At 56.5% G+C, this 14,692-nt stretch carries 11 protein-coding genes and 1 pseudogene; all 12 read left to right on the top strand.

Annotated features, from left to right (window positions below; all coding sequences use genetic code 11):
* The first annotated feature begins 142 nt into the window (after positions 1-142).
* Complete coding sequence (locus NWAT_RS06490) at positions 143-1,390, top strand: SLC13 family permease (RefSeq protein ID WP_013220339.1); 1,248 nt, start codon at positions 143-145, stop codon at positions 1,388-1,390.
* A 201-nt stretch (positions 1,391-1,591) separates the two neighbouring features.
* On the top strand, positions 1,592-4,315 hold the full coding sequence (gene acnA / locus NWAT_RS06495; RefSeq protein ID WP_013220340.1) for an aconitate hydratase AcnA: 2,724 nt from the start codon (positions 1,592-1,594) through the stop codon (positions 4,313-4,315).
* A gap of 113 nt (positions 4,316-4,428) precedes the next feature.
* A complete protein-coding gene (locus NWAT_RS06500; RefSeq protein WP_013220341.1) occupies positions 4,429-4,860 on the top strand; it encodes an EamA family transporter in 432 nt (143 codons plus the stop codon).
* 292 nt (positions 4,861-5,152) lie between these two features.
* Positions 5,153-6,307 carry a baeRF3 domain-containing protein gene (locus tag NWAT_RS06505; protein ID WP_013220342.1) on the top strand — a complete coding sequence of 385 codons (1,155 nt, stop codon included), beginning with the start codon at positions 5,153-5,155 and terminating at the stop codon, positions 6,305-6,307.
* Between the two features lie 132 nt (positions 6,308-6,439).
* Positions 6,440-7,753: a magnesium transporter gene (gene mgtE, locus NWAT_RS06510; protein WP_232420225.1), complete on the top strand. Its 1,314-nt coding sequence runs from the start codon at positions 6,440-6,442 to the stop codon at positions 7,751-7,753.
* A gap of 437 nt (positions 7,754-8,190) precedes the next feature.
* Positions 8,191-8,767: pseudogene (locus NWAT_RS17980) on the top strand (zinc ribbon domain-containing protein); the annotation flags it as partial.
* Positions 8,768-8,854: 87 nt separating this feature from the next.
* Positions 8,855-9,148 carry a hypothetical protein gene (locus NWAT_RS06520; RefSeq protein ID WP_049772939.1) on the top strand — a complete coding sequence of 98 codons (294 nt, stop codon included), beginning with the start codon at positions 8,855-8,857 and terminating at the stop codon, positions 9,146-9,148.
* Between the two features lie 395 nt (positions 9,149-9,543).
* The gene (locus NWAT_RS06525) at positions 9,544-10,404 is read left to right on the top strand and encodes an SDR family oxidoreductase (protein WP_013220344.1); all 861 of its coding nucleotides are present in this window, start codon (positions 9,544-9,546) and stop codon (positions 10,402-10,404) included.
* Between the two features lie 87 nt (positions 10,405-10,491).
* Positions 10,492-11,454, top strand: a complete 963-nt coding sequence (locus NWAT_RS06530) for a cation diffusion facilitator family transporter (protein WP_157679824.1) — start codon at positions 10,492-10,494, stop codon at positions 11,452-11,454.
* The gene (locus NWAT_RS06535) at positions 11,444-11,656 is read left to right on the top strand and encodes a hypothetical protein (protein ID WP_013220346.1); all 213 of its coding nucleotides are present in this window, start codon (positions 11,444-11,446) and stop codon (positions 11,654-11,656) included. The genes NWAT_RS06530 and NWAT_RS06535 overlap by 11 nt, the downstream gene beginning before the upstream one ends.
* A 423-nt stretch (positions 11,657-12,079) precedes the next feature.
* Positions 12,080-12,712: a hypothetical protein gene (locus NWAT_RS16485; protein ID WP_232420226.1), complete on the top strand. Its 633-nt coding sequence runs from the start codon at positions 12,080-12,082 to the stop codon at positions 12,710-12,712.
* Positions 12,693-14,648, top strand: a complete 1,956-nt coding sequence (locus NWAT_RS17305; protein WP_013220347.1) for a CHAT domain-containing protein — start codon at positions 12,693-12,695, stop codon at positions 14,646-14,648. Before NWAT_RS16485 ends, NWAT_RS17305 begins: the two co-directional genes overlap by 20 nt.
* Positions 14,649-14,692 lie beyond the last annotated feature (44 nt).

Raw genomic sequence — 14,692 nt, forward strand, 5'->3', positions numbered from 1 at the left:
AATCGAGATCGTTGCCAATGACAATATTGGCGGCGAAAAATTTAGCCTTATATGGCAGGGGTAGTGCTAATAAGCCAAGCAGATACGCTGGCTGATTTCTCACCGATAAAAAATCCGTATCGCTAAATTTTAAGTCCCTATCATGGCGATGAGTTTTACCCCTGGTGATACCGTAGTTTGGGTCGTGTTTGTCGGCACTTACCTTGGCATGGCCAGTGGAGGCGTGCCAGGACTGGCGCTTGATCGTATCGGTATTACCCTGAGCGCCCTTATTGTGCTGCTGCTCAGCGGCACGCTGTCACCAACTCATCTTGCAGGCGCTTTGGAATTACCGACCCTGGTGCTGTTGTTCGCGCTGATGATCATCACCGCGCACTTTGAGTTAGCCCATGGTTTCGACTGGATCGCTGATCATCTCAGCCGACTGCATGCTTCACCCAGGGTTCTGCTGGCCCTGGTGATCGGAGTCGGTGGCCTACTGTCCATGGTGTTGGTGAACGACATCGTGGCCTTTGCTTTTACCCCCATGTTGTGCCGTGGATTGCGCCGCCGCGGACTCGATCCGCGCCCCTATCTTTTGGCGCTTGCGGGCGCGGTCAATGGGGGTTCGTCGGCCACGCTGATAGGCAATCCGCAAAATATCCTCATTGGCCAACTGGGCGAGTTAAGCTTCCTAGGCTATACCGCGGTTGCGCTAGTGCCGGCGATCGTGACGCTGGTGGTGATCTACGTGGTCATCGTGTGGGTCTGGCGCGGGGCGCTGTCGATTGATAAGCAACCAACAGGCAACAGTGGCGGCAATGATTTTAGTGCATGGCTTGGCTTAAAGAGTCTGTTTGCTGCGCTTGCCTTGGTACTACTGCTGGCCACGGTTCAGGATCGGGTGGTAGCGGCGCTGGGCGTTGCCCTGATTTTACTGCTTGGACGCCGCTTCTCGACCCGCGATCTATTGAGCCAGGTGGATGGTTCTCTGTTGGTCATGATTGGCTGCCTGTTTGCTGTCACCGCCGCCGCGACCGAACTACCGCAGGCAGAACGCGTGGTGGATTGGCTGGAAGCTCGCCACCTATTGCCCTATGATCTAGGATCGTTGGCACTATTCTCGGTTGTGGCCAGCAACACCATCGGCAATGTACCCGCCGTGGTGCTGCTGCTTAAGGCAGTGCCGGATATTCCCACGTCTGTACTGTACGGATTGGCGCTATTTTCCACCCTATCGGGTAATCTATTGCTAACCGGGAGTCTGGCTAACATCATCGTGGCCGAGCGTGGAGCGCAGGCAAAGGTTACGCTGGGCTTTATCGATTTTGCCCGCGTGGGTATACCCGTGACCCTTCTGTCAATGACGCTCGCCGGCGCTTGGCTCGGGTTATTGGGCATTTTGGGATAGCTTTATCTACAATGTACCAGCCACGCTGGTTCCAAGGGTCGCTAATACTATCCTGACAGGGGGGCTATACTTATATCGTCAAGGTTTATCCTTCTCAAGTCGCGGGCGGCGATCGTCGGCGTCGAGCATTTGTGTGCCCGCTGGCTGCTAGGCGCGAGCCCTACTAATGATTGAAACTATCACCAGACGAGGAAACTGACTATGACCAATGATCCCCTCGGTATCACCGCGACCCTAAAGACCGCGTCCGGAACGGCCTCTTACGTGAGTCTCGCAAAACTGGCCAATAAGACCGGCGCGAATGTGGCGCGGTTGCCGCATACCGTCAAAATCTTGCTGGAGAATATTGCTCGAAGAGCCGGAGACAGGGACGTATCGCAAGCGGATGTCGAGGCGCTCGCCCATTGGCCGAATGGCGCTGAGGCGTCTCTTGCCTTCATGCCGGCGCGGGTCTTGATGCAGGACTTCACCGGCGTTCCGGCCGTGGTTGATCTTGCCGCCATGCGTAGCGCGGTGGCCCGGGCGGGCGGTGATCCCGGGCGGGTCAATCCGCTTGTCCCGGTCGACCTGATTATCGACCACTCGGTTCAGGTCGACCGTTTTGGTAGCGCCGATGCCTACGCCGCTAACCTGGAGTGGGAGTACCGGCGCAACCGGGAACGTTACGCGCTCCTCAACTGGGCCCAGCAAGCCTTTGATGGTTTCCGCGTAGTGCCGCCTGGCATGGGCATCTGCCATCAGGTCAACCTGGAACATCTCGGACGCGTTGTCATCGCGCGCGACGGTTGGGTTTTTCCTGATACCCTGGTCGGCACGGATTCCCATACGCCGATGATCAATGGCCTCGGCGTGCTGGGCTGGGGAGTTGGCGGCATTGAGGCTGAAGCGGCCATGCTTGGCCAACCGATGTTTCTGCCTCAACCTATTGTACTCGGCGTCAGGACGCAGGGGGCGCTGCCGCCTGGCACCACGGCTACCGATCTTGTTCTCACGCTGGCGCAAATGCTCAGGGCGCACGGCGTGGTGGGCAAATTCGTCGAGTTTTTCGGTTCTGGACTGAGTAGCCTGGGTATTGCCGACCGCGCCACCCTCTCTAATATGTCGCCTGAGTTCGGCGCTACCGCCACGCTGTTCCCGGTCGATGGGAACACGCTGGAGTATCTGCGCCTGACTGGGCGCGGCGCCAATATCGACCTGGTCGAGCGCTACACGCGCGAACAGGGCCTATTCCGGACCGACGACGACCCTGAGCCGAAGTTCAGCGAAGTGCTCGATCTGGATCTGAGCAAAGTTGAGTCCAGCGTGGCCGGGCCGAAGCGACCCCAGGATCGTGTCGCTCTGGCTGGCGTCAGGCAGTCATTCCAATCCGCTGTCAAGGGCATGGAGGCTGACGTAAATGGCAAAGAGATCGCCCGGCTGGTTGCCGAAGGCGGCCACGACGAGGAAGGCGCTTGCCAGGCGCCACCGGAGCACCTCCATCAGCGCAATGCGGCCGCGGTCGTGACTCACGGCTCGGTGGTCATTGCCGCCATTACCAGTTGCACCAATACCTCGAACCCTTCGGTCATGATCGCCGCTGGCCTGCTGGCCCGCAAGGCAGTTAAAGCTGGTCTACAATCCCGGCCTTGGGTGAAGACCTCGCTGGCGCCAGGGTCGCGTGTCGTCACCGATTATCTGAACAAGGCCGGTCTGACACCGTATCTGGAGAAGCTGGGCTTCAATCTGGTGGGTTACGGCTGCACCACCTGCATCGGCAACTCGGGGCCATTGCCCGAAGAAGTTGCCAAGGCCGTTACTGACAAGGACCTGGCGGTAGCAGCCGTGCTGTCGGGCAACCGTAACTACGAGGGCCGCATTCACAGCCAGGTGAAGGCCAGTTATCTGGCCTCGCCGCCGTTGGTGGTCGCCTACGCGCTGCTTGGTACGGTCCTCTGTGACCTGTCCAAAGACCCGCTGGGCAAGGACGGGAACGGTAAGCCGATTTACCTGAGAGACATCTGGCCAACCGCCGAGGAAATCGAGTCCCTGATCGCCTCGGCGGTATCCGCGGATCAGTTTGATAAGGAGTATGGCCGCATCTTTGAAGGTGACGATAAATGGAAGAGTATGCCGGCACCTACAGGTACCCTATTTGATTGGAGCGACGAATCGACCTACGTGCGCGAGCCGCCTTTTTTCATCGATTTTGCGGACACGCCAGTACCCGTGACCGATATCGAAGAAGCGCGGGCCCTGGCCGTGCTGGGTGACTCAATCACTACTGACCATATCTCGCCGGCCGGTGCTATTGGTGCTGATTCGCCGGCAGGACAATATCTGCTCGAGCATGGCGTGTCAGCAGCGGTGTTCAATAGTTTCGGCTCCCGGCGCGGCAATCACGAGGTCATGATGCGCGGCACCTTTGGCAATATACGGTTGCGCAATCTGATGGTGCCGGGAGCGGAAGGCCCCTGGACCGTGCATGTTCCCAGTGGTGAGAAGATGAGCATCTACGATGCGGCCATGCGCTACAGACAGGAGGGCACGCCCTTGGTCGTCGTCGCTGGCCGTGAGTATGGCTCGGGGAGTTCCCGCGACTGGGCGGCAAAAGGCGTTGCGTTGCTTGGCGTCAAAGCGATTATCGCCGAGACTTATGAGCGTATCCACCGCAGCAACTTGGTCTGCATGGGCGTTCTTCCCTTGCAGTTTAAAGATGGTGACTCGGCGAAGTCACTCGGCTTGAATGGCTCCGAGAGTTTTTCCATTACTGGCATTGGTGCCGGCATTAAACCACGGCAAAGCGCAAAGGTATCCGTAACCCGGCAAGATGGATCTCAAGTGGCATTTGACACTACGGTGAGGATCGATGCGTCGGCTGAAGTCGAATACTTCCTCAACGGCGGCATCCTGCAGATGGTGCTGCGCCAGATTTTGACAAAGTCTTGAGGCCGAATTAATAAGCCGAAAATTTTTGCTAGTGGTACCAGGCAGTCAAGGTTTGCTAGCTGATTTGTGCTTGTATCAGGAAAAGCGATGACCGATCTCGTGGGAGATAACCCATGGCCTACCTGTTAGTAGCCGTCGCAGCGTTGATGTTCGGGCTCTACAATGTCTTCATCAAACTCTCAGCTAACCATATCGAAGCCGTGTTGGGCGCGGTGGTGTTGCAATTTGTGGCGGCTTTTTTTGGACTGGCGTTATTACTGTATATGAAAAGCAGCGGCACTGTGATCTACAGTTCTAATAAGGGTTTGCTGCTGGCTACCCTGGCTGGGCTGGCCATTGGGCTGGTGGAAATCCTGACCTTTTATATCTTTGCCCGTGGCGTACCGGTGGCAGTGGGTAATCCATCGATCGTTGGTGGTTCCTTGCTGGTAACTACCGGCGTTGGCTACGTTTTGCTGCGCGAGCACCTATCGTTGACGCAATTGCTGGCCATTGGTTTGATCGCCAGCGGCGTCGCCTTATTGGGCTGGTCGGCAGCGCGATAGCAGGGGGCACTTTTTGGGAGGTATTCGACTTCATCTCAAATCAAATTCTCAGAGCGAATGTACAAACGCCCATGATGAACGATCCCCTGGAGCTAACTGATACAATGTGGAACTTGGCAATCATCGGCGCCTTGAGCATGCTCAATACGTGAATTGAGTTGGTGGAGCATGAAAGAAAAAGAATGTTGACGGTTTGAGTTTTAGATCAATAGATTCATTGAAAAAATCCTAAGCTAAATGGATTTTCGGCTTTTTTTCTGTTTTATAAGTACCTATTGGGAGGACTACGACCATGAATTTATTAACGCAAGATTATCCAGCCATTTTTCTGGACAAGCACGAGCCGCCCTGTCTCTCGCTCTATCAGCCGACGCACCGGCAGCATCCTGAAAATACGCAGGACCCGATCCGCTTCCGCAATCTGGTGAAGGAAATGGAGGAATCCCTGCGCAAGAAATACCCGTCTCGTGATATTGCGACACTACTGCGCCCGTTTGAAAACTTGGCCGAAGATCGGACCTTCTGGAATTATACCGCAGACGGGCTAGCGGTGTTGAGCGCGCCTGGGCTATTCCGTGTGTATAAACTGCAGCGATCGGTTGCCGAGCTAGCGGTTGTCGCCGACAGCTTCCATACTAAGCCGCTCATGCGTATTGTGCAATCGGCCGATCACTACCAAATTCTTGGTCTGAGCCGGCACGCGTTTAAGGTTTTCGAAGGCAATCGCGATACGCTGGATGAGATTCAGTCCATTGAAGGTGCGCCGCCACAAACCATCGATGAATTGCTAGGTAGAGAAGAGAGTGATCGTGAAGGTGCCCACCGGGCATACAGCGCTTCCGGGCGGCCCGGCGCTGCGGCGCGACACGGCACCGATGTGAAGCAGGATATCAGGGACCGCGATACCCAGAAGTTTTTTCGCGCGGTCGATGAAGTGGTGCTGAAGCATTATTCGCAACCATCGGGGTTGCGTCTGATATTGGCGGCGTTACCTGAGCACCATCAGCCGTTTCGCGCCATCAGCAACAACGCGTTTTTAGTGAAAGAAACCATCGACGTTCATCCAGACGCGCTGTCCCTTGATGCGTTGCGTGAACGCGCCTGGCAGCTGATGCAACCCTATTACCTTAAGCGGCTAGCCGGTTTGGTGGAATCGTTTGGCGCGGCGGCCGCAAAGGGTCAGGGCGCGGATGATCTTGGCGAGATTGCTACGGCCGCCATCGCCGGGCGGATTGCAACGCTACTGATCGAGGCCGACCGTATAATTCCCGGCTACATTGATGCCGCAAGCGGTAAAATTATCACTGATAATCTGAGTAATCCGGACATTGACGATGTGCTTGATGATCTTGGGGAGTGCGTGCTCAAGACGGGTGGCGAAGTTGTGATCGTCCCCACTGAGCGAATGCCAACGGAGACTGGCGCTGCCGCCATCTATCGTTTTTGAGTAGTCTTTTGAGCGGTTATTCAAGGGTGATTTTCATGTTTATTGTGGCGGTCCATAGTAATAAGCTTGCCTATAAGGCTTCGGTTTGCCCATGCTGGGGCTTCCGTCTCTTTGCGCCGCGGCGGTGGTAGCTTGATAAAAAAAAATGAAGAGAACCCAGGTAGTGAACTGCCTAAGGTCAACGCGGCACCCGCAGTCGATCTGGCTGCCTGGCTGGAGGAACTTCCGCCCACTATGGCGCAGGCGCAGCTGCTTGCGCTGGCTCTGCCGCGGCGAACCGAGACGTTCAGCTATCTGCAACCGAATATGCAGCTAGCGCTTGCGCGGCGGCTGGACCGGCGCGATCTAGTGGAAATTGTCACCCAGATGAGCGCAGACGATCGCGCCGATCTGTTTAATCACTTAACGCCGGAGGAACAGCAGCGGCTGTTGCGCGGCTTGGCGCGGGAGGAGCGTGAGGATATTCGCCGCTTGTCGGCTTATGCCGAAGGTACCGCCGGGGCGATTATGACCTCGGACTATGCCACGCTTGCTGCTGATATGACGGCGCATGAAGCAATTGAATTGCTGCGGCGCAAGGCTCCTGAGAAGGAAACCATTTACCGGTCCTATATCCTTGATTGTGAGCGCCGCCTGATCGGCTCGATCCGGCTGCATGAACTCATTCTGGCTGCCGCCGATACGCGAATTGAAGAGATCATGGACCATGCTCCAGTATCCGTTGCGCTAGATAGCGATCAGGAGAAGGTCGCCCAGCTGATCGCCCGTTATGACCTATTGGCGCTGCCGGTGGTCGATAAGGGTGGCAGGCTGGTCGGTATTGTCACCCATGATGATGCCGCTGATGCGATGCAGGCGGAAACAACCGAGGATTTCCAAAAGATCGCCACTGTCCGCCCATTTTCGCAAAGCGTGCGCGAGGCCAGCATGGGCGTCCTTTATAGGAAGCGAATTTTCTGGCTTGTGCTGCTGGTATTTGGAAACCTGTTCTCGGGCGCGGGAATCGCCTTTTTCGAGGAGACGATCCTAGCCTATGTGTCGCTGGTGTTCTTTCTGCCGTTGCTAATTGACAGCAGCGGCAATGCCGGATCCCAGTCGGCAACCCTGATGGTGCGCGCGCTGGCCACGGGTGATGTGGCGCTGAAGGACTGGCGCAACTTGATTCTGCGCGAACTGCTGATTGCGCTCGCGCTGGGGGCGACGATGGCGCTGGTTGTTTTCCCGGTTGGATTGCTGCGCGGCGGTTCCGAGATCGCGCTAGTCGTAGGGCTGACCATGTTACTGGTTGTTATTATTGGCAGTCTGGCGGGTATGTCCTTGCCCTTTTTGCTCAGTCGCCTGCGTCTTGACCCGGCAACGGCGAGCGCGCCATTGGTCACGACGATATCGGATGCGGTCGGCGTGCTGGTCTACTTCTGGATTGCAACGGCAATGTTGAGTCTCTGATCCAACCTGATTCCTTGGGTATCCTGCGGGGACCAGGCATGTATTTGCATTCTGTGGACGCGGGCGGTTTTATCTTGCCAGAGAACACGCTGCCTGGTACCAGAGCCCAGCTTCATCGTCCGCTCAACAGCGAACGATGAGGTAGCGTTTGGGCGAGACCCCAAATTTTAAGAGTTGTGAAATGGGTTTAACAAGGGCTATGGGAGGAGTACAGATTGTAAATTAAGTATAAAACTGCGCATCAAGCGGTGTGCTACCGGCTTAGAGTGGCTTGTCACGATTCGGCATCAGAAAAATAACAGCCAGCGGGCGGAAATTGAACGCTGGGTGCATCATTTCTGTAGATTGCCGTCAATTTTCCGGAGTAAGCCACTGAAGCACAGCGTTATGTTGAAGGAGTACAGGGATGTACGATGACCCCTAGCGAGAGCGCGCGGCTGGGCGAGGCGACCCGCGATGGCCTCATGCAAAAGCTCCGCGACCAGGACACCGCCTTTCGGAACTTTTTTGTGGGGCGAGCGAAATATCCCAAGTGCAAAAAAGAGCCCATACCCAAAGTATCCGCTACTGCTTCGATCATCGCCACCGGGCAAGATGAAAGCGTGGATAGAGAGTAAGCTCGTTCTGCCCAAGCTCGGGGCACTCAAACTCAACGGGTCCCGCCGGCCCCAGGGCATTCCCAAAAAGGCATTGGGTGATGTGGGGATGCATGAACTCAAGCGGCAATTGGAATACAAGGCCGCCTGGTATGGCCGCGAGTTTAGGCAAGTAGACCGCTTCGTGCCCACCAGTAAAACGTGCTCGGTGTGTGGCGCAGTGCAAAAAGCCATGCCGCTCAAGGTCCGCGAGTGGACCTGCTCGGACTGCCAAACAGCCCATGACCGGGACATCAACGCGGCCAGAAATATTTTAAGGTTAGCTACGGTTGGGAGGACCGGAAGTGATGCGCGCCTGCCTGTGCGTGACCGCACGCAGACAGGTGGAGGCGTATACCCACTGGAGGTGGTCCCATGACCGCCAAAGGACGCCTGTTAATGGTCCCTGGTGGCATGAATGTTGGTCTACCCCTTCCAGATCATCTCTTAAGTTCTGGCTCCGGCAGTGGATGGAGTCGTCCCTGATTTTCGATGGCTGGGCAGCGCTTTGGCCACGGTGCTGACGTTGGTAGCGATTCGGAACGTTGCGGCCGCAGTACCACGCGTGATGATGGCCTATCGTATCGCACAAGATGCACCGCCACTCCAACAGACGATATTTGCGACAGGTGTTACGGCGGACGAGGCGGTCGTCTCCCGATCCCATGTCTGGCCGATCGTCTTGGCGCTCAATGGTTTGATATTAGTGGTGCTCTCGGATCTGTCGATGGGGCTGATGTGGCAAGTGTTTTGGGTATAGTCTTATAGGCTATGAAAAAGCACCGCCTAGGTATCGACCCCGGTGAATAAACAAGGGCTTGTCTTCGCATATCCGGATTGGACATAAAATCGATAGTGTGTTCAGCGCCGGTTTTCGAGCTTGGCTATAATGACACTGAGTAAGAGTATGGGGGCGTTTAGTTCCAGGTTGTGATGATACGGCGTATTCTGCATTCTTTACGAAGGAGGTGCTATGGACAGATATTACACGGGAGTTTCTGCGCGACAGTGACATGCATCGAGCGATAGCATAGAGTCAAGAACGCCTGACCTGAACAGACTGGTGGAGCTTGACAACCTCAATCCAAAGGCGGTGGCGGATTTGTCTCCCAGGCAATGTGCCACCGATAATCTCAAGCCGATTGGAGATTCCCTATGAGCAATTCCGTACCCGCAGCTTCGCCTGATACCGCGCGCCTGCCCCGCACCGCATGGCCTAAGGTACTCGAAGGTCAGCCCGCCTTGGTGACGGGGGCTAATTCTGGTATCGGCCGCGCAGTTGCCTTGGGGCTTGCGCAGGCCGGCGCGGATGTCGCCGTTAACTATGTTGTTAATCCTGAATCCGCCGAAGAGATCGCGCACCAAATCGAAGGCTTCGGGCAGCGTGCGATTGCCTTGAAGGCGGATGTCAGCCAGGAAGATGAGGTCGAGCAGATGTTCGCCAAGGCGATCAATCACTTTGGCACTTTGCACATTTCGGTCAGCAATGCCGGACTCCAGCGCGATGCGCCGTTCGACGAGATGACGCTTGAACAATGGAATACAGTCATCGGCGTAAACTTGACCGGGCAGTTTTTGTGTAATCGCGCGGCGACACGGGAGTTTAAGCGCCGTGGTCTGGTGGAGTCCGTATCTGTCGCTATGGGTAAGATCATCTGTATGAGTTCCGTGCATCAAGAGATTCCCTGGGCTGGTCACGCCAACTATGCGGCCTCCAAGGGCGGCATTATGCAATTGATGCAAAGCATGGCGCAGGAGCTCGCGCCGCTGCGTATCCGTGTCAATGGCATCGGACCGGGCGCGATTCGCACGCCTATCAATACTGCCGCCTGGAGCACGCCTGAAGCCTATGCTGATCTGATGAAGCTGGTGCCTTACAAGCGAATCGGCGAGCCGGAGGACATTGCCCGAGCAGTGGTATGGCTTGCTTCCGATGCCTCGGATTACGTTACTGGTACGACTCTTTTTGTAGACGGCGGCATGACTCTCTTTCCCGGCTTTGCGACCGGCGGTTAAGCCCATGGCGGACAAGAGCGAGGCGATCAAGGCCGCAGCGGCCACGCCCATAACGGACCCATCAAAAACTGATTCAAAGCAGAGGCATTGATTTTGCGTTCTCAACTTTCTGGACGTTTATTGGTCATCTATGGCGCTATAGCAGCTAATTTTTTTATCGCTGTCGCCAAATTTATAGCCGCCTACTTTTCTGGAAGTTCAGCCATGCTCTCTGAAGGTATCCACTCAATGGTGGATACCGGCAATGAATTGCTGTTGTTACTCGGGGTAAAAAGGAGCAATAAACCGGCCGATGAGCAACATCCGTTCGGCTATGGCAAGGAGCTTTATTTCTGGAGTCTGATCGTTGCTATTGCCCTATTCGGTATCGGTAGCGGCATGTCCATCTACGAGGGCATTACGCACTTGCTGCACCCCACCGAAATAACCGATCCTACCTGGAGCTATATCGTTTTAGGCATTGCCTTTGTCGCAGAGGGCATCTCGTGGATCATTGCTCTGAAAGAGCTTTTGGCCAGTAAAAACCGGGACAGAAGCTTTTGGCAAGCGCTTAGAATCAGCAAGGACCCGTCTGTATTCACGGTGTTTTGCGAAGATTCAGCCGCATTAGCGGGCGTGGTGGTCGCTTTTTTAGGTGTCTATTTAGGACACACGCTCAATAATCACTATTTCGATGGTTCCGCTTCTATTGTTATCGGTCTCATCCTAGCGGCTGTGGCACTATTTCTGATTTACGAGGGTAAGCATCTGCTTGTTGGAGAAAGCGCGGACCCGCAAATTGTGCGACACATTCACGAGATCGCCAACACCGATCCGGCAGTAGCGGATTTACGCCGCCCGCTCACGATGCATTTTGGACCCGACCAAGTGTTGCTGAATCTGGATATCAAGTTTCGTCCCAACTTATCGGTAGCAGAGCTGGAGAATGCGGTTGATCGCCTGGAGATGAAGATCCGCCAAGCGTATCCGGAAATCAAGCGTATCTACCTCGAGGCCCAATCATTTAAGGGGCGTGGTGACCTATCGGACTCTACTCGCAATGCCCAATGAGGCTTCGGAGTTTGCGGCTAAGGCTTGCTTGGCTGTTCCCGACCTGCCTGTGCGTGACCGCACGCAGACAGGTACCGCTTGGTTGTCGCGGCAGAGGATTGATCGTCTCTTTGCACATCAACGAAACACAATAGCGACCCGCACAGTCCTTGGTGACCGTGACCATCTTGGGGACGCCCTGGGGTTGCCCATTAAGGATTAAAAAGTGATACGCTGCGCTTCTGGGGGCTATCATTAACCGGAACCGGGGACGGTCACCCAGAGGCTTATGTATGCGGGTAACGGCTGGCGGCACATGGGGCCAATAAGTCGCTCCGGCCTCGTTTATTAGCCCTACCGACCCTGCCCCTATCAAGGCGCGGCGGTTATTAGAGGGCATCGGATGAGACAGAAAATAAGCATGAGCATAAAAAGTGACGGCCGTCACTCGAGCCAGCAATCCCGGCGCCCTTGTCCAGTATGTTTTCTTTTTAGCGGATCAAGACCAGGCGCGTGAGGAAAAAAGCCCTGGCTACCAGTCCGCCAGGGCCTTCGTAACCCAGGCGAGCGCCGCCCTCGGGCTGGATACAACCCGTGATTCGGGGTTTAGAGCCCATAAATACAATGACCACGCCGGCCACATGAATTGGTCTGGATTGAGGCCCATGGGGCCGAGATTGTTATTCTCACCTTAGACCGCCCACCCGATTTTACGACGGCTAAGGCTGTTTGGGATAAGGCGCTGGCATCCATCGCGCCCTTGCTGGAGTCCATCGCGCCAGACCGTCTTCAGGGTAAAGCCCACGTCCTCATCGGGCGGGGCGAGGCCGAGCGGTTAATGCCCCAGGCCGAGCACACGTTAGCCTCTGCGCTCACACTTTCCGCCCAGGCACCCTGGGGAAGTCTGTGGGCGCCGAAAATAGAAGGCCCCTTTTTACTGGCGCTCAAGGCCGAGTGCTTACAGGACGGGGAGCGGTTTATCTCCTGGGAAATTTTCGCGCACGCGCTTTATCACCTCACCAAAGGCATGAACCAATGGCAGGACTACCAACGGCACCGAAAGGCACTGGCGCAGTTGGAGCAGCAGTTGGAGCGCGATATCGGGCAAGCCTATGCGGCTGCCACTTCCTCTCATCAGCCGCTCTTGCCCGCGCTCACCAGAGCCGACCGGGCGCTTAATGGGCTGCTTAAACCTGTTTCCCTGGCAAGCATCAACCTTTTTACAAAGCGAATTAGGCAATGCGTGGGCAACATCATCGATGGGCTCCCGGGCCGATAATCTTGAGCAAGCCATCCAGGCCTATGAGGCGGCCCTTACAATCTACACCCGAGAAGCTTTCCCCGAGCAGTGGGCCGGGATCCAGAATAACCTGGGCGCCGCCTATTGCGAGCGCATTCGGGGCGTGGGGGCGGAGAACCTGGAGCGGGCCCTTGAAGCCTATGGCAAGGCCGCTCGCATTTACACAGCCGATACGAATCCTGAAGTGGCGCGCCGGGTTCGACTTGCTCAAAGCGCGGCTTTACTTAAGACAGGCCGGTGGCCCGCGGCCCTGCAGGCGAGTGAGGAAGGGCTTGCGGCTTCCCGGATCTTGTTTGATATTAGTTTATATGATCCGGAAGTTCGGGAACGGGAAATTGGCGCATCGGAAATGTTATATGCCCGCTGCGCGTTTGCCAAGGCGCAACTGGGCAGACCTGATGAGGCGCTGGCGATTCTAGAAGAAGGCCGGGCCCGGGAGCTGCGTTACCGGGCAGGCCGGGATCGGGCCGATCTGGAAGACCTTCCAGAGCAGAGAAGGGCCGCTTTTTTGCAGGCCGCGCAGCGGGTTCGCGATTTAGAGGCGGAATGGCGGCGGCCCGAGGAGGAGCGCCCGGCCGATCTAGCAGATAAAACGCGCCAGGCCCGCCAGCGTCTGGAGCAGGAAGCGCAACAAATCCGCGTGTTAAAGCCGAATTTTCTGCGCGCGTCCGTGGACCTCAATGACATTCGCGCGGTGCTTCCCGGCCAAGACGCCGCCCTGGTGGAATTTGCAGTCACTGAGGCGGGCACCCTGGCCCTGGTGCTACCGGCGGGGCAAGAGGGCGTTGAAGCGGTTTGGATGGAGAGCGTGACCCAAGAGCGGCTCTGGAAGGAGTGGCTCTTGAGAACGCATGAGCCTTCGGGAGAAATCATCGACGGTTGGTTCGCGGGAGTAGTGGACCCGGAGGTGTGGCGCCATGGCTATGCGATGCAAAATCTACTGAGGCGTGTGGGTCAAGAGTTGCTCGCCCCCGTGGCGAAACACCTCGGCAAGGCAAAGCGCCTTCTCCTTGTCACCCACGGCGGGCTTCATCTATTGCCCCTGGAGGCGGCGCCGTTTTCAACCGGAAACGGAACGATGACTACCTTGAGTGAGCGGATGGCCGTCTCAGTCACCCCGAGTGCGGTATTCTTGGCGGAAAATCGCCAACACGCGAGGGGGTTTGAACAACCTGGGCGGCTGGTGGCTTTAGAGAACCCCCGCAACGATCCTCAGCTCCTATACACGCGGTATGAAGTGGCCCGCATTGCCCATTATGCCGGCGCTGAGCGGACCGAGCGGCTACGAGGCAAAGAAGCTACCCTCCCGGCCCTGGCAGAGAAGCTGGCCGGAGCTAGCTTCATTCACTTCTCATGCCACGGCCGATATCACTGGGGCAGCCCCCTGTTATCCGCGCTGGAGCTTCATCCGGCCGAGGAGGAGCCCACGGTTAAGGGAGGCGAACCGGGTCATTTGACCCTGCTACATCTCTATCAGGGCAAGGTCGATTTTACCGGGGCGCGGCTGGTGACGCTGAGCGCCTGCCAAACCGGCATCACCGAGGTCAGGGAACAGGCCGAGGAAGCCGTTGGGCTACCGGGCGGCCTTTTGGGAGCGGGGGTGCCGACGGTGGTGGCGTCCCTGTGGAGTGTGCCGGATCTCTCCACCGCGTTTTTAATGAGCCGGTTTTATTACCACTTGCTCTGCCAAGCGCATCCGCCCGATAGGGCCTTGCAAAAAGCGCAGGCGGATACGCGAACCGCGACCTGGAGGCAGATTTGTGAGGAGCTGGAGGAGCAGGAAGTTCGAAAGGCATTCGATAACCTTAAAGACGAAGGGAAACTTAACCAACGGCCTTTCGCGCAGCCCTACCATTGGGCGGCTTTCCAAGTGTGGGGCGATGGTTGGACGCCTATTATCCAGGAGGAGGCATAAAAACAGCCCGGAAGCGACTGGTTTGGCCTGGATATTAAGTTTCG

Origin of the sequence: Nitrosococcus watsonii C-113 (genome assembly GCF_000143085.1) — a bacterium.
Taxonomy (GTDB): Bacteria; Pseudomonadota; Gammaproteobacteria; order Nitrosococcales; family Nitrosococcaceae; genus Nitrosococcus; species Nitrosococcus watsonii.